17 protein-coding genes and 1 pseudogene are annotated in these 21,086 nt (G+C 72.0%); 6 read left to right on the top strand and 12 right to left on the bottom strand.

What is annotated here, in order from left to right; all coding sequences use genetic code 11:
- Nucleotides 1-487 precede the first annotated feature (487 nt).
- From GEV28_RS15555 to GEV28_RS15570, 4 genes are all read right to left on the bottom strand, one after another.
- Complete coding sequence (locus GEV28_RS15555; protein WP_291412780.1) at nt 488-1,510, bottom strand: NAD(P)-dependent oxidoreductase; 1,023 nt, start codon at nt 1,508-1,510, stop codon at nt 488-490.
- A gap of 1 nt (nt 1,511) precedes the next feature.
- Nucleotides 1,512-2,345 carry a carbohydrate ABC transporter permease gene (locus GEV28_RS15560; RefSeq protein ID WP_291412781.1) on the bottom strand — a complete coding sequence of 278 codons (834 nt, stop codon included), beginning with the start codon at nt 2,343-2,345 and terminating at the stop codon, nt 1,512-1,514.
- The gene (locus GEV28_RS15565; protein ID WP_291412782.1) at nt 2,342-3,211 is read right to left on the bottom strand and encodes a carbohydrate ABC transporter permease; all 870 of its coding nucleotides are present in this window, start codon (nt 3,209-3,211) and stop codon (nt 2,342-2,344) included. Before GEV28_RS15565 ends, GEV28_RS15560 begins: the two co-directional genes overlap by 4 nt.
- An 89-nt stretch (nt 3,212-3,300) precedes the next feature.
- Nucleotides 3,301-4,545, bottom strand: a complete 1,245-nt coding sequence (locus GEV28_RS15570; RefSeq protein WP_291412783.1) for an ABC transporter substrate-binding protein — start codon at nt 4,543-4,545, stop codon at nt 3,301-3,303.
- Nucleotides 4,546-4,706: 161 nt separating this feature from the next.
- On the opposite strand from GEV28_RS15570, the gene GEV28_RS15575 reads away from it, so the two are divergent.
- From GEV28_RS15575 to GEV28_RS15595, 5 genes are read left to right on the top strand one after another with little or no spacing between them, the layout of a single operon-like run.
- Nucleotides 4,707-5,795 carry a dihydrodipicolinate synthase family protein gene (locus tag GEV28_RS15575; protein WP_291412784.1) on the top strand — a complete coding sequence of 363 codons (1,089 nt, stop codon included), beginning with the start codon at nt 4,707-4,709 and terminating at the stop codon, nt 5,793-5,795.
- Between the two features lie 13 nt (nt 5,796-5,808).
- Nucleotides 5,809-6,561, top strand: a complete 753-nt coding sequence (locus GEV28_RS15580; protein ID WP_291412785.1) for a sugar isomerase domain-containing protein — start codon at nt 5,809-5,811, stop codon at nt 6,559-6,561.
- 16 nt (nt 6,562-6,577) lie between these two features.
- Nucleotides 6,578-7,573, top strand: coding sequence for an N-acetylglucosamine kinase (locus tag GEV28_RS15585; RefSeq protein WP_291412786.1), 996 nt, complete (start codon nt 6,578-6,580; stop codon nt 7,571-7,573).
- 47 nt (nt 7,574-7,620) lie between these two features.
- Nucleotides 7,621-8,370, top strand: a complete 750-nt coding sequence (locus GEV28_RS15590) for a hypothetical protein (RefSeq protein ID WP_291412787.1) — start codon at nt 7,621-7,623, stop codon at nt 8,368-8,370.
- Nucleotides 8,371-8,384: 14 nt separating this feature from the next.
- Complete coding sequence (locus tag GEV28_RS15595) at nt 8,385-8,816, top strand: hypothetical protein (RefSeq protein WP_291412788.1); 432 nt, start codon at nt 8,385-8,387, stop codon at nt 8,814-8,816.
- Here GEV28_RS15595 and GEV28_RS15600 read toward each other — a convergent pair.
- The 4 genes from GEV28_RS15600 to GEV28_RS15615 all read right to left on the bottom strand — a co-directional run bounded on the left by GEV28_RS15600 (nt 8,798) and on the right by GEV28_RS15615 (nt 14,456).
- Entirely contained in the window at nt 8,798-9,757 is a 960-nt protein-coding gene (locus GEV28_RS15600; RefSeq protein ID WP_291412789.1) for an acetylxylan esterase, read from the bottom strand. The two genes, GEV28_RS15595 and GEV28_RS15600, sit on opposite strands and share 19 nt — an antisense overlap.
- An 8-nt stretch (nt 9,758-9,765) precedes the next feature.
- Nucleotides 9,766-11,784 (bottom strand): PQQ-binding-like beta-propeller repeat protein, encoded by a 2,019-nt coding sequence (locus tag GEV28_RS15605; RefSeq protein ID WP_291412790.1) that lies wholly within the window; start codon nt 11,782-11,784, stop codon nt 9,766-9,768.
- Between the two features lie 51 nt (nt 11,785-11,835).
- Nucleotides 11,836-12,849: a hypothetical protein gene (locus tag GEV28_RS15610; protein ID WP_291412791.1), complete on the bottom strand. Its 1,014-nt coding sequence runs from the start codon at nt 12,847-12,849 to the stop codon at nt 11,836-11,838.
- Nucleotides 12,850-13,019: 170 nt separating this feature from the next.
- Nucleotides 13,020-14,456 (bottom strand): DEAD/DEAH box helicase, encoded by a 1,437-nt coding sequence (locus tag GEV28_RS15615; protein ID WP_291412792.1) that lies wholly within the window; start codon nt 14,454-14,456, stop codon nt 13,020-13,022.
- Nucleotides 14,457-14,810: 354 nt separating this feature from the next.
- On the opposite strand from GEV28_RS15615, the pseudogene GEV28_RS15620 reads away from it, so the two are divergent.
- Nucleotides 14,811-15,215: pseudogene (locus tag GEV28_RS15620) on the top strand (asparaginase domain-containing protein); the annotation flags it as partial.
- 281 nt (nt 15,216-15,496) lie between these two features.
- Here the strand turns inward: GEV28_RS15620 and GEV28_RS15625 are convergent.
- From GEV28_RS15625 to GEV28_RS15640, 4 genes are all read right to left on the bottom strand, one after another.
- A complete protein-coding gene (locus tag GEV28_RS15625; protein WP_291412793.1) occupies nt 15,497-16,339 on the bottom strand; it encodes a ferredoxin in 843 nt (280 codons plus the stop codon).
- A 138-nt stretch (nt 16,340-16,477) separates the two neighbouring features.
- Entirely contained in the window at nt 16,478-17,497 is a 1,020-nt protein-coding gene (locus GEV28_RS15630; RefSeq protein ID WP_291412794.1) for an ankyrin repeat domain-containing protein, read from the bottom strand.
- Between the two features lie 26 nt (nt 17,498-17,523).
- Nucleotides 17,524-18,837, bottom strand: a complete 1,314-nt coding sequence (locus tag GEV28_RS15635; protein WP_291412795.1) for a serine/threonine-protein kinase — start codon at nt 18,835-18,837, stop codon at nt 17,524-17,526.
- A 1-nt stretch (nt 18,838) separates the two neighbouring features.
- Complete coding sequence (locus GEV28_RS15640) at nt 18,839-20,977, bottom strand: serine/threonine-protein kinase (RefSeq protein WP_291412796.1); 2,139 nt, start codon at nt 20,975-20,977, stop codon at nt 18,839-18,841.
- Between the last annotated feature and the right edge of the window lie 109 nt (nt 20,978-21,086).

Consider the following 21,086-nt stretch of genomic DNA (forward strand, 5'->3'; position numbering starts at 1 on the left):
CCCTGGTGCAGGGCAACGAACTTCGCGATCCGGCCCAGTGACTCCGCGGCGCGTTGAGCGCTCTGCCGGGTGTACTCAACGCTCTCGGTGAGGAGCGCGCAACGTTCATCGAACATGGCTCAGTTCTACCGGCGACCACCAACTTTTCCTTACACAGCAAGCAGATTCACCCATGTGGGTTTGTAGCTTGTCAGGTCTCGCTCGACGTTCCTGGTGTCTCCCGCCGGGAGTCTGTTGCCAGATCACTCGCCAACACCGCGACATACTTCCCTGCCCGCACAAACAGCTCCGCCCGACCAAGGCACGACGCCGACCGGCTGTGCAGCTCGAGTTCGACGGCCCGCCGGTCCACGTCCGTCCTATGAGGACGCTGCTCTGGTCGTGGTGCGGCCTGCGCAGATCGCCGCGCTTCAGGCTGAAGGTTGCCGGATTGACGCGGCAGTTGGTGCAGAACAGCCGGAACTCGTCGAAGCCGTCGGGCGAACTCTCAGAACTGACCGTCCCGCACCTGGAACTTCGTGGGCTTGTCCCACAGAACGCCCCCGCGCCGAACCCAGTCGGTCTGCCACCGCAGCAGGGTCGGGGCCAGCACGTCGGGCACACCGAACAGCTCATGACAGCGCGCCGCGTTGTTGAGCAGCGCGGTCTCGGCCTCCGACCCGGTCAGCGCCGGCGCCACACCGAGGTCGTCGCCGGCAGCCTCCGCCAGGGCGCGGACCGACAACGTCTCCGGTCCGGTGAGGTTGAGGATCTCGACCTCCGGGGTTGCGATCGTCAGTGACCGCAGCGCGACCTCGTTGGCATAGCCCTGCCAGACGACGTTGACATAACCGGCGCCGACATCGATCGGGCGCCCGTCGCGGACCGCGGTGCAGATGTCGGCGAGAACGCCGTACCGCAGCTCCACCGCGTAGTTGAGCCGGATCAGGGTCATCGGGGTGCCGTACCGCTGCGCGGCGTAGGTCATGACCCGTTCCCGCCCGAGCGTCGACATCGCGTACTCCCCGACCGGACCCACGGCGTCGCGTTCGGTCGCCCCGCCGCTCGCCGGGCCGACGAAGGGATAGACGTTTCCGGTCGAGAAACAGGCGATTCGCGACCCCTGGTAGCGCCGCGCCGCCAGGCCCGCGACCACCGCGTTGGTCTGCCACAGCGGCGCTGGGTTGCCCGCGCTGCCGAACTTGGCGCCGACCATGAACACGACGTCGGCGGCGTCCGGCAGCTCGTCGTACGGCCGGTCGCCGAGGAGGTCGAAGGCGACCGTACGCACCCCCGCCGCCCCGAGTCGTTGCCGCACGGCGTCATCGGTCCACCGGGAGACCGCGATGACCGAGCGGTCCGGGCGACCACCGGATGCCAGGGCGCGGGCCGCGAGCATGCACAGCGTCGGCCCCATCTTCCCGCCCGCGCCAAGGACGACCAGGTCGCCGTCGCCCGCGCACAGGTCCGCCACCAGGGCAGGCGACGGCGTCGACAACAGCTGTTCGAGCTCGGTCTCGTCGGCGACCATCTCAGCCCTTCACTCCCGTCATGGCCACACCCTCGGTGAAATGTCGCTGGGCGAACAGGTACGCGAGGAAGATCGGCGTGAGCGCCACCACGGATCCGGCCAGCGTCACGTTCAGCGGCTGGGACTCCCGCATCAGCCCCGCGATACCGGTGGTCAGGGTGCGCATCTCGGGATCCTGTCCGATGACGAGCGGCCACAGGAAGTCGTTCCAGTGCCACAGGAAGACGAACAGCCCGAGAGTGGCCAGGATCGGCCGGCACAGCGGCAGGATCAGCTGAACGAAGATCCGCAGGTCCGAGGCCCCGTCCACGCGGGCGGCGTCGATGATCTCGTCCGGGATCCCGGCGATGAACTGACGCATGAGGAAGGTCGCCTGGGCGTTGGCCAGGGTGGGGACGATGAGGCCCCAGTACGTGTTGACCCCGTCCAGCTTCGACAAGATCACGAAGGTCGGGATCAGCGTGATGTGGTACGGGACCATCAGCATCGCCAGGAACGACCAGAACACCGCGGTCCGCCCCGGGAACCGCTTCTTCGCGAAGGCATAGCCCGCCATCGACGCGAGCAGCAGGACGAGGACGACGCTCACCAGTGCGTACACGAGAGTGTTGAGGATCCAGCGGGCGAGGTTGTTCGCGGAGAGGACGATCCGGTACGCCTCGGCCGTGAGACCCGTTGGGATCAGCGCGTCCGGGAAGGTCAGCACGGACGCCGGTTTGAACGACAGGACCACCATGGCGTAGAAGGGAAAGAGCGTGACGAGCGTTGCCACCGCCAGGAGCAGGGGGACGAGCACCCGCCCGAGACGTCGGGGTCTGAACAGGACGTCGCTCATGTCTCCTCCTTTCCGAAGGCAACCCGCTGGACCACCGTGAACACGAGCACGATGACGAAGAGGACCATCGAGACGGCCGCGCTGTAGCCGAAGTTGAAGAACTTGAATGCCTGGTCGTACAGCATGTATCCCATGGTGTAGGTCGAGTTGACCGGACCGCCGCCGGTCATGATGTACACCGCGTCGAAGACCTGGAACGACGAGATGGTCTCGATGACCACGAGGAAGTACACCACCGAGCGCAGCTGCGGCAGGGTCAGGTGCCGGAACCTCTGCCACGGTCCGGCGCCGTCGACCAGGGCCGCTTCCTCCAGCTCCCGCGGGATCTCGTTGAGCCGGGCGAGGACGACGAGCATGTCGAACCCGAACCTTCCCCACGCGGCCACGATCGCCACCGCCGGCAGTGCCAGGGTTGAGCTGGTGAGCCATGACCCGGTCGGTACGCCCAGTGCGGACATCAACGACGGCACCGGGCCGCCGTCGTTGAAGATCCAGATGAAGATCACGCCGGCCAGCACCAACGACGTGATCACCGGAAGGAAGAAGACCGACCGGAAGAACCGCACCCCGGCGAAGGCCCGACGCACGAGAAGCGCCAGCCCGATGGACACCGCGATGACCAGTGGGACGGCGATGACCGTGTAGACGAGGGTGACCGTGAGCGCCTTCCAGAAGAGCTGGTCCCCCAGCATGTACCGGAAGTTCTCCAGGCCCACCCAGTTGATGGCACCGCCGAGGTCCATGTTCGAGAAGGCCAGCCCGACGCCGCCGAAGAACGGCGTGAACCGGAAGGCGACGAACAAGGCGAGCATGGGGAGGACGAAGGCGAAGCCGATCAGGGCGTCCCGCCGATGTCGCCCGGCCAAGCGAGGTCTCGGCACCCGGGCGCCTTCCCCGGGTGCCGAGACCTCGGCCGGGCGAGCCGGCCTCGCCGCCACCACCTGCGGTCGGGACACTATTTCGAGAGGATCTGCTGCGCGGCTCCCGCGGCGTCGTCGAGGGCCTGCTCCGGGGTCTTCTCGCCGAGGACGGCGGCCTGGACCTCAGGGGCGACGACCGCCTGGATCTCCCGCGCCTTGGCCACTGCCGGCCCGGTGTAGGTCATGTCGAGGTACTTGGCCGACTCCGCCTCGACCGTTCCCGGCGCGTACTCGAGGGGTGCCGTCGTCTTGGGCGCGAAGTAGCCGCCGAACTTGTCGACCGCGGCCATGACCTCGGGCGTCGTGACGAAGCTGAGCCACTCCGCGGCGGCCGCCTTGTTCTTGGATCCCTTGAGGATGGTGTAGGAGCCCACCGTCCCGTAGGTCTTCTGCTCCTTGTTCTTCAGCGGAGGGATCACCACCCGGTCGTCGCCCCACTGCTCGGTCAGGAGGGTGGGCTCGATCTGGAACTCGCACGCCACCTGACGTTTCGCGATGGCGGACTGCTCGAGCGGGACCGCGGTCGTCGCCTCGGACTTGGGCGCGTATCCCTTGTCGACCAGGTCGGTCAGGAAGGTCAGCGCCTCGACCGCCTCGGAACTCTTGAGCGACAGCTCTCCGGACTTGTCGAAGATGTCCCCGCCGGCCTGCCACACCCAGGGGTAGAACGTCGTGTTGAGCGCGGCGGCGTTCGTCGCGTCGACCTGCGTGGCGTACAGGCCCTTCGCCTTGAGCTTGGGCGCCATCGCCATGAGGTCCTCCCAGGTCGCCGGCGGCGTGGTCACGCCGGCCTGGGTCAGCACCTTCTTGTCACACGTCCCGGGGATGACGCTCATGAGGATCGGCGCACCGTACAGCTGTGCGTCCACGGTCACGGCGGACAGCGCGGAGGGCCGGTACCCCTCTGTCGACACCGAGTCGGGGATCGGCTCGAGGGCGCCCTTTGCCTGCATGGCACGCAGCTCGTCCGGGACCATGTACGCCACGTCCGGGGCATTGCCACCGGTGATCTGCGTGACGAGCGTCGTCTCGCGGTCCTTCCACGGCTGCACGTCCACCGTCACGGCGATGTCCGGGTTCACCTTCTTGAAGGCCTCGATCTGGGTCGCCCAGAACGCCTTGTCCGCCGCGTCGTCCTTCAGCGGATAGACCCGGACCGTGATCGATCCCCCGGCCCCCTCCCCGTCGGCCGACCCGTCGTCACTCCCGCACGCGGCGAGCGAGGCGCCAGTCAGCAGGCAGACGAAGAGGGGAACGATTGACCAGCGCTTCGACATCATCGCGACAACCCCTATCTCATCGGATTTCAGACCGGACCGTAATGACCCCAAGTCGTCTCGTCAAGCCCGTGCGTGATCGATCCACCCACGTTGACATGGCCGTTTCGGCACAGTTACGGTCAGGACCGATATTGTCACTGCGACGCGACGGAGTCTTGTGGATGACCAGGACTGACCCGGGGGCCGATCCGGCTGCGGTCAGGGCGGACGACACACCCCCTCTGACGATCCTGAGACAGGGTTGCGCCATTCCTGCCCATCCCCTGGCCCTGGACGACGGCGGCGGCTTCGACCCGAGCCACCAACGCGCGCTGACCCGCTACTACCTCGACTCGGGAGCCCGGGGACTCGCCGTCGGCGTCCACTCGACGGAGTTCGCCATCCGTGCGGTCGGTCTGCTGGATCCCGTCCTGGAGCTCGCGGCCGAGACGGTCGCCGACTGGTCCCGGCGCAGCATCGTCCTCATCGCCGGCGCGTGCGGTCCGGCGCGCCAGGCCGTCGCCGAGGCGGAACGCGCGGCCAGGCTCGGTTACCACGCGGTCCTGCTCAGCCCCAACGGTCTCGACGGCGTCGACGAGGAGGTGCTGCTGGACCGGACTCGCGCCGTCGCGGAGGTGCTCCCGGTCGTCGGTTTCTACCTGCAACCGTCGGCGGGTGGCCGGTATCTCTCGCCCGAGTTCTGGACCCGGACGGCGCTCATTCCCCAGGTCCTGGCCATCAAGGTCGCTCCGTTCGACCGCTACCAGACCCTCGACGTGGCGCGCGGCGTCCACCAGGCCGGCCGAGCAGGCGACCTCGCGCTCTACACCGGCAACGACGACAACATCGTGGCCGACCTGCTGACGTCCTTCGACTTCGGCACGGGACCCGACCGTGCGCGGGTCGACATCCGCGGTGGCCTGCTCGGACAATGGGGCGTGTGGGCCGCACGGGCCGTCGAGCTCCTCGACCTCGCCCGCCGCGCCAAGGCCGGCGAATCGGGCCTCTACCCCGAGCTCCTGGCGTTGTCCGGACGGATGACCGATGCGAACAGCGCGATCTTCGACGCACGCGGTGCCTTCCGAGGCTGCATCCCGGGCATCAAGCAGGTGCTCAAGGACCAAGGGCTCGTCGCGAGCACGCGGTGCCTCGACCCGGGGGAGGTCCTCTCCCCGGGGCAGCACGCGGAGATCGACCGGGTTCGACGTGAACATCCCCAGCTCGCCGACGACGTATTCGTCAGCGAGTACCTGGACCGCTGGCTGGCCTGAGGAGGAGACGACCATGAGCGCAGCCGACGCCTTCGCCACGACGGCACTCACCCAGCTCGGCCGGGTGGTCGACGAGCAACGCGAGAACATCGCAGCCGGGGGCGCGATGATCGCGGCGGCCCTGGCGGCCGGTGGCATCCTCCACGCCTACGGCACCGGTCACTCCCGCAGCGTCGCGCTCGAGCTCGTCGCCAGGGCCGGAGGCTTCATCCCCACGAACCTGTTGTCCATCAAGGATCTCGTCCTCTGGGGCGGACAGGCGCCCGAGTCGATTCGCGACCCCAGGCTGGAGCGCGAGCCCGGCGTGGCAGAAGCCGTTCTCGCGCTGCACGACGTGCGGGCGGGCGACGTCATGGTCATCGCGTCCAACTCGGGCATGAACCCGGCCATCGTCGAGATGGCCAGGCTCGTGCGGGACCGCGGCGTGCCGGTGGTCGCCGTCGGCTCGCTCGCCCACAGCCGGGCCGTGGCCAGCCGGGACACCACGGGCACGACCCTGTTCGACAACGCGGACGTCGTCGTGGACACCCTCACCCCGCACGGCGACGCCGTCGTCGCCCTCGAGACCGGCGGCTACGCCTGCGGCACCTCGACCCTGGGCGGCGTGCTCATCGCCCAGCTCCTGGTCGCCCGCGCGATCGAGGAGCTGGACCGGCGGCAGGTGCACGTCCCGGTCTACCGGTCGATGAACACGAGTGGGGCGGACACGTCGAACGCCGAGGCCGAACAGTCGTGGGCCGCGCGCCTGCGGCCCGTCGAGGCCTGAGCCCGGGGTGGCCGAGATGACTGTGGGTGAGCCGACCGTGGCTGAGCCGACCGTGGTCGCGGTCGACCAGGGCAAGTCGGGCACCCGGGCCGAGGCTCGCGTCGAGAGCGGGGCGAGTGTGCACGGCGCCGCGCCCGGCCTGTCGCTCGCCCGCGGCTCCGAGCTGGGCTCCACCGGCGCCGACGCCGTGGTCGACGCGGTGGCGAGCCTTCGCCTCCCGAGGCCACCCGATGTGGTGTCCGTCGGCACCACCGCCGCTCCGGAGAGCCAGGACGCGCGCCGCGAGCTGGCCGCGGAGCTCCGCGCCCGGCTGGGCGCCGAACGGGTCCTCGTCACGGAGGACGCGGTCACGGCGCATCTCGGGGCCTTCCGAGGCGCGCCCGGAGTCGTCGTGTCCGCCGGCACGGGCGCCATCGCGCTCTGGTCCGACGGCCAGACCTGTGCCCGGGTCGACGGCTGGGGGCCGATCCTCGGCGACCATGGCAGTGGTGTCGCCATCGGCGGTGCCGGGCTGCGCGCCGCCTTCTCGGCCATGGACGGACGTGGCGCGCCGACATCGCTCATGGAGTCGGCACGGCGCCACCTCGGCGGACTGGGTCTGGACGCGGCCAGGAGGTTGCACGCCGCCGCCAACCCGACCGAGATCATCTCCGACTTCGCCGTCGACGTGCTGCGCGCCGCCGAGGAAGGCGACCAGGTCGCCGGCGCGATCGTCGCCCGGGCGGCGACCGACCTCGCCACCAGCGCCGCGCTCGCCGCGCGGCTCTCGTTGGCGGCCGGGGAGCATCCGCGGTGTTGCGCCGTCGGGCAGCTCATGCGGAGCCCGGCCCTGCGATCCGCGTTCACCGAGCGAGCGACCGAGTTGGGGCTCGTCGTCGGGCCGGCTCCCGCGGGCTCCCTGGCGGGTGCCATGTTCCTTGCCACGACGGGGCCGCCCCCGGCCTTCGCCGCCCTCGTCGGCGTCGCCGCCGGCGCCCGGTCGCGGCTGCCCGGCCCGCTGGGCGCCCGGTGAGAGTCGGTCACGGCGCCGCGCCTATCCCGGTCCCGGACGGCTCGACGATGGGCGGCTACGTGGACCGTCGCGGACCGAGCAGCGGGATCGCCGACCAGCTCGAGGCACACGTCGTGACCTTCACCGATGGATCCCGCCGGTTCGCTCTGGTCGTCCTGGACCTCATCTGCGTGAACGTGGATCTCGCCGGCGCGGTCCGGCACGCTCTCGTGGACCTCGGGGTCGACGAGTCCTGGGTGTGCGCCACCCACACGCACTCCGGTCCGGAGACGGGTTGCCGGCCGCGCGGGGCCGAGACGCCGGCGCCGTGGACCGAGGTGTGCGCGGCCGCCGTCCGGCAGGCGACCCGGGACGCCGTCGCCGGCGAGCTGTCGGGGTCGCTCACCGCCACCACGGTGGCCGTGGCCGGCGTGGCGTCGGTCCGAAGTAGACCGGATGGGGCGCTGCCCGTGCCGGTGGACCTGGTCTCGTTCCACACCGGTCACCTCGACGGGGCTCTGGTGGTGCTGCCCGTCCATCCGACGGTGCTGCCGGCCGGCAGCACCGTGGTGAGCGCGGACCTCGCCGGGGCCGTGCGCCGGGCCTCGGCCGAACGGCTCGCGGCCACCGGACGCGCGCCGTGGGTCGTCGTCGTGACCGGCGCGGCGGGCGACATCAGCACCCGCGGCGTCCGCCGCGGCACGGATCCCGATGAGTGCGACCGACTTGGTCGCGTCGTCGCGGACCAGGTCGTGGCGCCGCGCTCACCCGCCAGTCCTCGGCACCGTCGCCGGTCGGTCGCGACGACGCCGTCCTGACCGCGGCGGCCGACGTGACCCTGGCTCCGGGCGAGCAGACTCGGGACGACGCGGACGACCGTGGCAGGTCCACATCGGACGGGTCCGCGCGGCAGGAGGAGACCCTTCGCCAGGCCCGGCGACTCCGCCGGTCCCTGGGCCACTCCGACGCTCCCCTGCCCGCCACCGTCCGTGCCGCCCGGCTCGGGAGCGTCGGCCTCGTCGGCCTGCCCGGCGAGCCCTTCCTCGGGCTCCGGTCCCGCGCCGTCGAGACGCTCGGTGGCGAGCAGGTGCTCCTGCTGGGCTACGTCGGCGGCTACGTCGGTTACCTGCCGACTCGGGAGGCGTTCGCCGGCGAGCCGACGTACGAGACCGTCATCAGCGCCGTGGCGGCCGGCGAACCGGAACGGCTCGTCGACACCGGCACCGGGCTGCTTTCCCTGCTGGGTCAGAACTCCGCCAGCTGACGGAGGAAGTCGACCCGCGCCATGGCGTGCAGAGCACCGCCTCCTTCGTGCTCGTTGAAGGGGTACACGCGGATGTCCTTGGGGCCCGCGTAGTGGTGGTAGGCGGCGAACACCGTCGAGGGCGGACAGATCGGGTCCATCAGGGCCACCGAGAACAAGGCGGGCGCCTCGGCCCGGGCGGCGAAGTTCATGCCGTCGAAGTAGCTCAGGGTCCGGAACGTCTGCTCCGCCAGCTCGGGGCGCTTCCGGAGGAACTGGGCGACCTCGAGGTAAGGGACCCGGTCGGACACAACGGCCCCGCGCCGGTAGTCACATAGAAACGGCACGTCCGGAAGCACCGCCCGCAGACCCGTGACGAGACCGGACACGGCGAGCGCGAGGCCACCGCCCTGGCTCAGCCCGGCCACGGCGATCTCGTCGGATGCCACGAGATCCAGCGTGCGGGCCGCGTCCACGGCCCGCACGGCGTCCGTGACCAGGCGACGGAGGTAGTGCGCCTTCGGGTCGTTCGCCCCTTGTGTCATGAAGCCCGGCTCGTGCGGTCCCGACGACGCGGCGGACCGGTCCCCCGTGTCCCCGCACGAGTGTCCCCGCGCGTCGACGACGAGGTGCGCGATCCCGCACGCGGCATACAGGAGGTGCTCGTGCACGCGGCCCCGGCCGACTCCGTACCCCTGGAACTCGACGACGCACCAGCGGGCGGTGCCACCCCTCGGCAGCACCAACCACCCTCGGATCGGCTCGCCCGCCCACCCGGCGAACGTCACGTCATAGGTGTCGACGGCGCGCACTCCGGCCTCGACGCGGGTGGCCGTCGGCCGGTCCGGGCACGCGCGCGCCGAGTCCAGGGTGTCGCGCCAGAACTCGTCGAAGTCGGGCTCGCGGGTGAGCTCGGGCCGGTAACGCAGGAGCTGGTCGAGAGGCAGGTCGACAACCGGCATGTGTCTCGCTACCTCTTCGACACGCGCCAGGCGATCAGCTCGGCGTCCCGCGCGAAGACCAGCTCCCCCGCGTTGTAGACCATGCGCAGGGCCGGCTGGTCCAGCAGCGGCTGCCACTTCTTCCGGTTCGTGTCCACCTTGATCACGTGTTCGCCGCCGACGAGTGCGTAGAGCGTCCTGCCCTTGTCGTCGAGGGCGAGCTGACCCGCCTGCGAGTGACCCGGGGTCGTGTCGAACGTGCGCAGCGTGCGACCGGTCCGGGTGTCCAGCTCGAGCACGTCGCCGTCGACGATCGCCCACAGCCGGCCACGCGCGTCCGTGGTGACCGCGGAGATCGTCTTCGCGGCCGCCGAGGGGTTGACCTCCCAGAGCTTCTTCCCGTGCACGACGTCGTAGGCGAAGACGGTCGCCCGGTCCTGGGTCGGCGGGGTGGTGGACAGTCCACCCGCGACGGTCGTGCCGCCGTAGACGACCCCGGGGCGGCCCGCGGTCATGGACGTGATCCCCTCGTCGGTGACGAGTTGGTCGGTGACCCGCTCGACCGCACCGGTCCTCGCGTTCAGCACCGACAGCGTCCCGCCGAGGGTGTTGCCGGACGGGGTCGAGCCGACGACGACCTTGCCCGCGGTCTCCGCGACGCCCTGGGGACGGCTCTGGACGTGCGCCTTGAGGTCGAGGAGCTTCACCGGGTTCTCGACGCCGCCCGGCGCCGTGTCGGAGTACTCCGAGCTGTACCAGGGCTTGGCCGGGTCGTAGCGGTACACCCGGGCGTCCGGGTAGGCGCCGACGACGAGCCCCTGCCGGGTGGGCAGGAGGGACTCGATCTGGCTGAACTGGTGGTAGTCCGCCGCCCCGTCCTTTGTGGACACCGCAGCGAGCCCGCCCTGGAGGAAGCCGCCGGCGTAGACCGTGCCGCGCGGACCGGAGGCGAGCGCGAGAACCTGGGTCGGTTGACCCGGCACGCCGGCGCGCTTCGTCTCGAACTGTCCCGTCGTCGTGTCGTAGCGGAACATCAGGCCGCGCCAGAACAGCCCGACGACGCTGGTCCCGTCCCAGCCGATGCCGCGGGTGTTGACGATGCGTCCGTAGGCCTTGAGCCCTGTCCGCTGCTGGCCGCGGGAGACGGGGTCGTAGCCGATGAGCTCGGCGGAACCCGCCTCGAACTGCCGGAAGAACCAGACCCGCCCGTCCGGACCGGGTGGGGTCACGTCGAGACCGGCCGCGCCGTCGACCGTGTCCGACCAGGTCCCGGCCGCGAGGTCGTAGACCCGCAGTGGGCCGGGGAAGGTGCCTTCCCGCGCGTAGAGGTAGCTGCCGTAGGCGCGCAGGTCGTTGACGACCTTGCCCGTCGGGTCGGTCAACCCCGGCGGCTGGGGCAGCGGGCGCTTCGCTCCGGTGGCCAGGTCCAGCTCGGTGATCGCCCATGACGCGTACGCGCCCGCGTAGATCTTGCCGTTCGCGTACGCGATGCTCTTGACGTAGGTCTCCCCCGCGGCCATGACGCCGAAGTCGTGGAACGTTCGGGTCGTCGGGTTCCAGCTGAACACCTTGCCACCCGGCGACGTGCCGCCGTAGACCGTGCCGTCCGGTGCGACGACGATGTTCCAGATGTAGGCCTCCCCCGCGATCGGCACCCCGAGGTCCTCCGCCTCGGTCGCACCGGGTGCCAGCCGGTAGAGCCGGCCCGCGCCGTAGGTGCCCGCGTACACAGTGCCGTCCGGCGCCTGCTCAACGCCGTAGGCACCGCTGGATCCGGGCAGGGCCGCGCTCAGCAGCGGCGCTCCCGAGGTTGGATCCACGGCGTTGAGGTAGGCGGGGGTGCCGGACGACGCCGACCAGATGACCCGGCGCCCGTCCGGCATCGTCCCCACGGTGCCGCCGATGAGGAGGACGTCCTGCAAGGGCACCCCCAGCGACCGCGGCCCCACGGGACCTGGTGGCTCGTGCCCCGGGACCGCTTGGGCGGCGGGCGGGAGCCCACTGGAGACGAGCAGGAGCAGCAGGGCCGAGCCCACGACCTTGAGCACTGTTCTCCGTTGCCGCACAGCAGTTCCTCTCGATGCGTCTGGTCTGGATGGTCAGCTCGGCACGGCGAACAGGTGCGTCATCGCCGAGGTGTGGTTGGGAGAGGATCCACTTTGGCCGGTGGAGTCGGTGAGCCCCGCGGCCGCGCCACCCACCGACCCGACGTCGCCCGCGAGATGCGTTGTCGTCACCTGGGCGTGGACGTGGGTGCATCCCGGTCCCAACGGCACGATCGTGTAGAGCGGGACGGCGGCGTGGTTGACCCCCGTCGCCACGGTCTCCTCCGTCTGGGCTACGGGCGCGCTCGCACATCCCGTCCCGCCCGAGGTGGTCACGGTGAGCGTGAACCGGGCCTTCGAGTAGCCGTACGCGCATGCCGGGTTTCCCGCGCAGCGGTGGTACTCCACGTCCGCGATCACCGCGAGCCGGCTGTAGCCCGACGGCAGCGTCCGGTCGATCACCGGCGCGGTGATGCTGGAGATGACGGCGGGGTTGCCGACGGGCAGGGACTTCTGGACGGCCAGCCCGTTGACGTCCTCACCGACCGAGGTCGACGCGAACCTCAGGGTCCCTTCCACGGTCTCCCGGCCCGCCTCGTAGGAGGTCGACGCGGTCCGCAGGTAGAGCTTGCAGGTCAACGTGCCGCTCGTGGTCGCCGAGACCAGGAAGCGGGTGACGATCCTGATGTCGCGGTGGGCCGGGTCCCCGGGTGGGGGGAGCATGTTCTCGCCCATGACCACGTTGGAGGCGCCGGCGCCCGCGCACCGGACCTCGTTGTCGATCAGGTTCACCTGGTCGGCGTTGTAGGCCCGCAGCTCCGAGTAGACATAGGCCGTCGAACCGGCCGCCATCGGGGTGTCGACGGTGGCCAGGTGCACGACCTTCTGGGTCGCGGGGAGATCGGGGTCCCTCGGCGTCGGAGGGACATCGGTGATGACGACCGGGCCGAAGTCCTGGGAGATGGTCGCGGCGGCCGAGGTCGCGTCCGCGACCACGCCGACGAAGCCCGTCATGACCACGGCGATGGAGAAGGCGACGGGCCGCATCCACCGAAGAGTCTTCGTCACGTCGTTCTCCTCGCAGCGCCATGGCGAACCTCGACCGACCCCGACCTAACCCGTCACTCGCGGCGCAATGCCTCTGGCGACTGGTTACGGACAGGACCGTAATTGGTACGAACATAGAGCCGCCTTCTCGGGACGTCAAGACATCGCTCCCGAGGTCGGGTTCGGTCGACTCAGCGGCCGCGGCGCCGGCCCGCCCGGGTGCCGGCGGAGAACGCCGCCGCACCAGCGGGTTTCACGGCCGCTGTCGCCTGGGTGCCGGTGGAGCTCGACGTCGCGGACCGGGCGCGCGCACGGGAGGTCTTGGCCCGTCGGGATTGGGTGCCGGCCGGTCGGCCGCGCCGGCCCGAGTGGACACTCGGCGCCGGCGGCGCGCTCGGTGCCACGTAGGTGCGGGTACCGGGAGCGAGCTCGGCGAGCAGCGGGTGGCCCGGGCGCAGGCGGGTGACGGTGGCGGTGATGCCGGCCTTGCGGGTGAGGTCACGGACATCGGCGACCTGCGCGTCGGTCATGAGGGTGACCACGGTGCCGGACGCGCCCGCCCGAGCCGTGCGGCCCGAGCGGTGCAGGTATGCCTTGTGCTCCATCGGCGGGTCGGCGTGAATGACCAGCGCGATGTCGTCGACATGGATGCCGCGGGCGGCGATGTCGGTGGCGACCAGGGTGGCCGCGCTGCCCTCGGCGAAGGCGAGCAGGTTGCGCGTGCGTGCCGGCTGACCGAGGTTGCCGTGCAGCTCGACGGCGGGCACCCCCTCGGCGACGAGCTGGCGGGTGAGCTTGGTGGCGCCCCGCTTGGTACGGGTGAACACCAGCGTCCGCCCGGGCGCCGCGGTCAGGTCGACCAGCACCGGGAGCCTGGCCGCAGGTTGTACGTGCAGGACGTGGTGGGACATGGCCGCGACCGGCGAGGAGACCGGGTCGACGCTGTGCGTGACCGGATCGTGCAGGAAGCGCCGTACCAGCACGTTGACCCCGCCGTCGAGAGTGGCCGAGAAGAGCAGCCGCTGACCGTCCGCGGGGGTCTGGTCGAGCAGCCGGGTGACGACCGGCAGGAAGCCGAGGTCGGCCATGTGGTCGGCCTCGTCGAGCACGGTGACCTCCACGGCGTCGAGCCGCACGTGACCGGACTCGAGGTGATCGGCCAACCGGCCGGGGCACGCGATGACCACGTCGACACCCGCCTTGAGGCCCGAGATCTGCGGACCGGGGCGGACCCCGCCGTACACGGTCATGATGCGCAGCGACATGGCCTTGGCGAGCGGGGCCATCGCGGCCCGGATCTGGTCGGCCAGCTCGCGGGTGGGAGCCAGGACCAGCGCCCTCGGCCGGCCCGGACGCCGAGATGTGCCGCCTGCGGCGAGCCGGGCGAGCACGGGCAGCGCGAACGCGTAGGTCTTGCCCGACCCGGTCCGGCCGCGCCCGAGCACGTCGCGACCGGCCAGCGAGTCCGGCAATGTCGCGGTCTGGATGGGAAACGGGGTGACGATCCCCTGGGTTGTCAATGCCGCCGCCAGCGTGGCCGGCACGCCCAGCTGGACGAAGGTCGGACCGTCGGTCGGTGAACTGTCGGATGTGGACGCGAGAGTGTTGCGAGGGCGGCGAGCCGCCATGTGGTAACTCCGAAACGTTGATGGGTCGTCCTGCCCGGCGCTGACCCGGTGGGTCGCGGCGCGTGGTGGTCGACAAGAGAACGCGGCCCGAGGCAGAACTGAGCGGGCCGCCACCTACAGGCTACACGCTCCAGGCCGTCGCGGACCGGCTGGGTGATCAGCGCAACCGGGTCGTCGCGCGGCCGTGCGGCGCCGCCGCCGCCTACGGTGGGCCGGTGGCTCACGGAGGCGTGGTTCTGTTCACCCTTGGCGGCACGATCGCGATGGCCGGACGGCAGGGCGGGGTGGTGACCAGGCTGGGTGGCCGCGAGCTGGTCCGCCGGTCTCGAGGTCGGTGCCGGTGTCGACCTCGACGTGCGTGACGTCCGGGCCGTGCCCAGCGCGAACCTGTCCTTCGGCGACGTTCTCGACATCGTCGACGCGGCCGGTGCGGCCGTGGCCGACTGCGCTCGCGGCGTCGTGCTCACCCAGGGCACGGACACCTTGGAGGAGACCGCCTTCCTCATCGACTCGGTGTGGACCCACGACGTGCCGTTCGTGGTGACCGGCGCGATGCGCAACCCGACGCTGCCCGGCGCGGACGGGCCGGCGAACGTGTTTGCGGCGGTGCGGGTGGCCGCGTCGGCCGCGGCGCGGGGTCGTGGCGCACTGGTGGTGTTCAACGACGAGATCCATGCCGCGCGGTACGCGCGGAAGGCGCACAGCACGAGCACGGCCCCGTTCGGCTCCCCCGACGTGGGGCCGGTCGGCCACGTCGTCGAGGGTGCGCCGCGCCTTCTGACCGGTGTGGCCAGGGTGCGCCCGATCACCGGGTTCTCCCGCACCGCCCTGGCGGCGACCAGGATCGCGCTCTACACCACCACACTCGACGACGACGGGGTACTGCTCGACAAGCTCGCCGCCACCCACCACGGGCTCGTGGTCGCGGCGTTCGGGGTCGGGCACGTGCCGGGTGCTGCTTCGGCTCCTCGTGGCCGCGGGCGCCGGCCGCGACCGGATCGCCGACACGTTCGCCGCGCTCGGCTAGAAGGTACTCACAGTCAGTCCAGGGACGGCTCGCTGGTGACGGCGGCGATGGCCAGCTGCCTCGCCGGCTCGTCCACCTCGCGCACCACGAATTGCCGCGACCTGATGTGCTCGAGCAGGTCCGGGTCCGGCGACACGGCGTGCTCACGCAGGTAGTAGGAGACCGCGCCGGGCCAGACCCAGCTGCCGTCGGTACGGATGGTCATCGGCACCGCGGCCGGCCGGTCGGGGTTGAAGGCGTCCTCGGCAAGCCCCCGCCCGGCGAGCACGACCGGCGCACCGTCGAGGTAGTCGAGCACCCGCTGACGCTCCTCGGCGGCCAGCGGCAGCCGGCGCACCACGGGATGACCCTCCCGGTTGAACCCGTCATGGATGCGAGGCGTCCGGATGCTCGGCCGCGCGGCTGTGGGCGTCGGCACCGGGTCGGCGCCGGTCCGCTGCCACAGCCAGGCCGGCACGAACTCGTCGGCGCGCGGGAACATGGCCAGCTCGTCGCGGTAGCCGACCCGCGGTGGCACTCGCCGCCAGCGCGGCTCCTCGTCGATGACGAACTCCACCGCCGGCGGTCCGTCCGGTCGGAAGGTGAGCTCGGCGGCGAGCCAGGTCCCCCTCTCGGCCTGGTACATCCCGGACCGCAGGGCGCCGAGCAGGCGCACCACTTCCTCGCTCGGCCGCTCCGCCCGGGTGGCCCCGTCCGGTCCGTGGACCACCAGGTCCACCTCGATGTGCCGGCCCGCGGCTCGGTAGTGCACCTGGACCTGCCGCGAGCGCGGCGGGACCGACGCGGTCACGGCCTGACCGATCTGCGACACGAGCTGCCGCTGCTGTTCCGGCCTCAGCGGTACCGGCTGGCTCATGATCGAGTCCTTTCGGCGTCAGCCGGCCGACGGGGACGGCGGCGCGCCGGTCGCGGAACCAGTTCGCGCAGAAGCGTAGCCGCTCCTGAACTCGGGTACCCACACGGCGTTCACCGGCTCCCGACACGCCCGGCGCCGCTACTCGGCGGCGGTGGTGATCGGCGCGAGGATGGCTTCGACCCGCGCGTGGTCCGGGCTGGTGCCGGTGTCGTGGAGGCGGCACAACTCCAGTGCGGTGCGGTGTTCGGTCAGATCCCGGTGGTCGGGGTCGGCGCCGCGCGCGATGAGGTGCGTCACGCTCGCGACCCGGCCGTTCATCGCCGCCTGACGCAGTGCCTGGCGTCCCCACCGGGCGTCGGTGGCGTCGACCGGTGTGCCTGCGTCGAGGAGTTGGTCGATCACGTCGAGACGCTGATGGTCGGCGGCCATCACCAGTGCCCGGACCCTCTCCTGCGGCGGTGTGTCGGGCCGGAGCCAGCCGGTGACGTCGCCGACCGCGGCGGCCTCGGCGATGCCGCCGACCCGGGCGCCGGCCCTGGCGAGGACGGTGGTCAAGCCGAACACCGCCGCGTGCCACAGCGCGGTGCCGCCGGGCACCCCGCCCGAGGTGGGTGCGGCGGTCGCGTCGAGGTCCGCGCCCGCGGCGATCAGCACCGCCGCGACCTCGGCGTCGCCGTAGCTGGCCGCGGTGGCCAACGGCGTCTCCAGGTCCTCAGGTCGCCCGTCGACCAGGGCGCCGGCGGCGAGCAGAGCCCGGGCCATCCCGCCGGTGCCGGGCATGTCGCGCCAGACCCTGCCGGCGGTGTCGTAGCGGAGCATGGCCACATATCCGAGCGGGGTCGCGCCCTTCGGCTGATCCCGCCAGTGATCCATCGGCTCGGTCGCCAGGCCGGGGTGGTCGGCGAGGAACGCGGTCAGCTGGTCGACGTCACCCCCGTCGAGGATCTCCCGACGCTCGACCTCGACCTCGAGCCGGGCCCAGCCGGCGAACCCGTAGCCCCGGGCGACCGCCAGCCGGGCGGTGACCAGCGTGGGACGCGCCGACAGGGCCGTCAGCGCGGCTTGGGCGGCGGACTCGCCGTGGCGGGCCGCGTGCAGCAGGTCCGTGGCCTGGTGGCGCAGCCGGTCGAGGCTGGCGTGCGCGGGAAGTGCGGGCATGACGTCTCCTTCCGGGGGATCTCGGCTCAGACGGTGCCCTCCGCGAAGTCGGTGACGTCCTGTCCGGTGCTGTCCTCGCCGCCGGACGCGTATGTCTGGCCGTCCACGATGATCTCGTACCCGAAGCTGCCCGCGGAGTGGTGGTAGTCGATCCGCCACGCGACCGGCTCCGGCCAGGCCGGGATGTCCACGATCCGCCGCCACGGCAGCGCCACGTTCCGTACCGACTCCGCCTGGCCGCGCACGGTGGTCGTCAACGAGTACAGGGTGCTCTCACCGGACACGATGATCTCCAGCGTGCGGTCGTCCGACTCCGTGATCGGGGCGACCGGGGCGGTCGTGGTCGTCGTGGTCCGCACCGTCGTCGTGCCGGGCAGTGCCCTGCCGCTCACCGGCTCGTCGCGGGCGAACGCCAGCGCGGCCGTCGCGCCGCCCCCGAGCACTGCCGCACCGCCGGCGAGCAGCACCGCCCGCCTGCTCACCCTCGGGGTGGGTGGTGGCGCGGCCGGCCCGGCCACGGGCGGGTTCGCCGCCTCGCTCACCCGCCGGTGGATCTCGGCGACCACCTCGGCGGGCAGTGACATCCCGTCGGACATCCCGTCGGACGCGGCGATCCGGGTCGCCGACACCAGCTCGGTCACCGCGGGACGGGCGGCCGGATCGGCGTCGAGGCAGCGGGCCACCAGCGCCCGCAACGGGTCGCCGGCGGCGTCGAGCCGGGGTGTGCCGGTGAGCGCGTACGCCAGCGTCGCGCCGTAGGAGAAGACGTCGCTCGCCGGGCCGGTGGCGGCACCCGCGAGCTGTTCGGACGACATGAACCCGGGCGACCCCGCCCTGTGCGCGCCGGCCCCGGTCCGCACGCCGCCCACGATGCCGAAGTCGATCACCCGGGGGCCTTCCGCGGTGAGCAACACGTTGCCGGGCTTGAGGTCCAGATGCAGGATCCCGGCGCCGTGGATCGACGCGAGCGCTTCGGCGAGCCCCGCCGCCAGCGGCGCCACCGACTCCCGCGGCAGCGGGCCGTGGTCCCGCACGGCCTCCCGCAGCGACACCGCCGGCAGGAACTCCATGGCGAGCCACGGGACCGGCGCGTCCGGGTCCGCGTCGACGACGCCGGGGCTGTACCGCCCGCCGGCCGTCCTCGCGGCCGCCACCTCGCGAAGAAAACGGTCCCGGTACTCGGGATCGGCGGCGAACTCGAGGTGCATCACCTTGACCGCGACCGTGCGACCACCGAGCGACCGTCCGAAGTAGACGATCGCCATGCCGCCCACGCCGATGCGCGCGAGGATCCGGTGGCGTCCGATCGTGCGGGGGTCGCCGTGCTCGAGTGGCCGCACCTCAGCCTCCACCCGGTGGCCGGATCGCTTCGACGTATCCCTCGACGGTGCCGACGAGCACGAGCCCGTCCGAGACCACCACGCCCCACGACGCCGCCACGTTGCCGTGGTCCCACCGCACGCTGCCGTCCGCGGTGTCCAGGGCGTACAGATGCGCGGTGTTGGACACGACGTACAGGGTGTCGCCGACGAGGGCGATCGTGCTCTTGTCCACGTTGTCGTAGGGGTCCGTCGCGCCGGTGCGCCTGCCGATCGGGCGGGTCCACAGTGGCGCGCCGCCGGCGGCCGCGAAGGCGCGGATCTCGCCGTCGGCGGCGTAGTACATCGCGTTCGCGTCGGCCACCAGCCAGACGAAGGCGCTGCTGCCGAGGCCCGGCCGCTGCCACCCCACGACCCCGTCCGCGGCGCGCACCGCGCGGATCGTGCCCTTGGCGTCGCAGACGTACGCGATCCCGTTGGCGGCCTGCGGGTCCGCGGGTTGTTCCGGGACGGGGATCGTCCAGCGGACCCGGCCGGTGTCCAGGTCGACGCCGGTGACCTTCTCCAGGGTCGCGGCGACGAGGACGTCGCCCGCGGCGACGAACCCCCGCTCGCCCCGGACGTCCGCGGTCCAGCGCGGCCGCCCGTCGGCGGCGCCGATGGCACGCAGCATGCCGGTGCCGAAGCACACGACGCTTCCCGCGACCACGGCGGACCGCGACACCTCGCCGGCCGGCGGGTCGTATGTCCACTTCGGACTTCCCGTGGCGCCGTCGACCGCGCTGACCCGCCAGCCCTTCGGGTTGACGAGCAAGGCGGTGTCACCCGCGGTCGCGCTGACAGTTTCCGCGTCGCGTTGCCACGCGAGCGCGCCCGTCGCCGGGTCGAGCGCGCGGATCCCGACGCTGCCCCACGAGGACGCGAGCACCGTCCCACCCGCGAGGTACAGCTGGGGAATCGACGTGCTGACCTTCACTCGCCACTCGACCGCGGCGCCCGTCCGGGTGAGCACGCCCGGGGTGGACGACCGCGCGGCACCGTCCTGCGCCGCGCGGTGCTCGTCGTCACCCAGCAGTGCCACCGCGCCCACCACCGCGCCGGCGGCGACCGCGACCCCGCCGCCGATGAGGACCGTCCGCCTGCTGACCCGCCGCGGCTCGGGGCTCGGCACGGGCACCGACGGGTCCATGGTCGGCTCGCTCATCAGCGAGCGCGACGCGCCCTGCGCCGGCCGGTCCAGCGGCTCGTCGCCGCCTCCGGGCAGGGTGAGCACGCGCCGGGCGGCCGCGGCGTGGCGGTCGATCGCCTCGGCGACCCGGGCCGGCAGCCACCCGGTGGCGTCGGTGGCCCCGGTGGCGTCACCCAGCCGGTCGAGCAGCGCGACGGCGGGCGGCCGCTCGCGCTGGTCGACCCGCAAGCACGTGGCGAGGAGGTCGGAAAGCACGCGGTCGTCGATGCCGGCGACGTCGGCGTCCGCGGCGACGACCCGCCGCAGGACGACGTCGGTGTCACCGGTGCCGAAAGGCTCCCGCCCGGTCGCGGCGAACGCGACCACCGCGCCGAGCGCGAATACGTCGGCGGCCGTCCCGGCCACCATGCCGTTCACCTGCTCCGGTGCCATGAACCCCGGCGTGCCGAGCACCGTGCCGGCGCGGGTGATCGCGGTCGCGTCCTCCTGCCTGGCGATCCCGAAGTCGATCACCCGCGGCCCGGACGCGGTGAGCACGATGTTGCCCGGCTTGAGGTCGCGGTGCGCGAGCCCGGCGCGGTGGATGTCGGCGAGCGACTCGGCGAGACCCGCGGCCAGCGTGCGCACCGAGTCGAGCGGCAGGGGCCCGAAGGTCACGATCGTCTGGCGCAGGGTCAGGCCGGGAAGGTAGGCGGTGACGAGCCAGGGCTCGGCGGCCTCCGGGTCGGCGTCGAGCACCGCCGCGGTGAAGGTGCCGGTGACCGTCCGCGCCGCGGCGGCCTCGCGACGGAACCGAGCCCGGTACTCGGCGTCGCCCGCGAACCGCGGCCGGATGACCTTGATCGCGACCGCCCGACCGCCGGGCGAGCGCCCGAGGTAGACGACCCCCATGCCGCCCGCGCCGAGACGGGCGAGCAGGCGGTGGTCATGGACCCGTTCCGGGTCGCTGGGCAGGAGCGGCTCCACTGCCATGACCCTAATGGCTCAGGTACCTCGAAACCCACGAGCCTCCTCGGTGGGGTGGCTGGTTTGCCGGGATCACCCTCGTGGCCGTTCTCGCCTTGGCCGGATGCGGGACCGC

It is taken from the genome of Actinophytocola sp. (assembly GCF_009379765.1).
Classification (GTDB): domain Bacteria; phylum Actinomycetota; class Actinomycetes; order Mycobacteriales; family Pseudonocardiaceae; genus Actinophytocola.